At 34.5% G+C, this 1,257-nt stretch carries 2 protein-coding genes; both read right to left on the reverse strand.

The genetic code is table 11. The features are described from left to right. Positions 1 to 185: 185 nt before the first annotated feature. Positions 186 to 533 (reverse strand): VOC family protein, encoded by a 348-nt coding sequence (locus BSO02S_RS25935; protein WP_066074915.1) that lies wholly within the window; start codon positions 531 to 533, stop codon positions 186 to 188. 221 nt (positions 534 to 754) lie between these two features. After that, positions 755 to 1,015 carry a hypothetical protein gene (locus BSO02S_RS25940; protein WP_066074917.1) on the reverse strand — a complete coding sequence of 87 codons (261 nt, stop codon included), beginning with the start codon at positions 1,013 to 1,015 and terminating at the stop codon, positions 755 to 757. Positions 1,016 to 1,257 lie beyond the last annotated feature (242 nt).

Consider the following 1,257-nt stretch of genomic DNA (forward strand, 5'->3'; position numbering starts at 1 on the left):
ATCTCTCCCCCCATAAAAAATGTTGAATTGAATTATCTCTATATATTAATTATTTCAACACGCTTCTAAAAATACCTCTTCTTCCATTAAACTCCCTATAGTTGAATAAACAAAAAGGCTGCCATTAGCAGCCGGATTTTCAAGTAAAGCCCCTGATAGCTCAATAGCAAATAAATGACAACTCGTTATTTCTCCCAAAGCTCAATCAGTCGACCTTCAGGATCTTCAATCCAAACAAACTTTCCATACTCACCAACCTCTTTTTCCTTAGCAAGAGGTACACCAATTTGTTCTAGATGCTTAATAGTCTCGTTTAGATCATGTACTTGAAAATTTAACATCACTTGTTGTTCTGTTGGAAAATAACTGTCATCCTCGGCAAAGAAAGAAAAGATCGTCTCATTTCCTGAATGGGGTTTGATAATAGTCATATTCCAATTATTTATTTCAATCTTCAACACTTCACTGTACCATTTTTTTACAACATCAAGATTCTTGGTTCTCCAAAATATTCCACCGAAACCTTTTATCATGGTTACTAACACCTGTCTTTCTTTAAATTTTTAGTTTTTCGATTACATTAGATATTCGAGATTTAATGTTAAATTCCTTTTTTAACTATACTGATCGTTAGCACAATAACAAAAGTCGCTGATCGTTGTTAAAGCAGTAGATACTTTCCTTTAAATTAAAAAATTTATGCGGTACGGTATAAACTTCAAGCATAAAAAAGAGGAGAGTATTTCTCTCCTTGTTACTGAGGTTCATATCCGTTAATAGGCGAACCAGTTGAAGTATGTTCATTTACCCAATCAAGAGATACCTTCGAAACGGCTGACCAATTAGGGATTTGGTTGCTATATTGCTCTACCCAACTCATACAATATTGTGGGTCTATGCTCTTTTCTAGGCATTCTGCTAAGAAAGACTGAATGTTTTCCTCAGTGCAGTTTTCCCATGAACCACACGTTTCAGCCCAAATACGTTCCATTACCTGTTTGCTATCGTTTACCATATTTACTTCCTCCTTGAATAAATCTACAAAATAAGTTTGTCCATAGAGAAGAAATATATTTACACTTTTCCTTTCAATAGGAAAACGCCCCTTTAGAAAACCATATCCAAAGGGGCAAAGCATCGTAACTTTTGTACAAACATCGATCTCATAATAGGTTAGAGGAAAATGAAATAGTTGATTATTACTAGATATTTAAGTGTAATCCATCCATAAGACCAGAACCGTCCCTGTGGCTTATT

Source organism: Neobacillus soli NBRC 102451, assembly GCF_001591665.1.
In the GTDB taxonomy this organism is placed as follows: Bacteria; Bacillota; Bacilli; order Bacillales; family Cytobacillaceae; genus Neobacillus; species Neobacillus soli.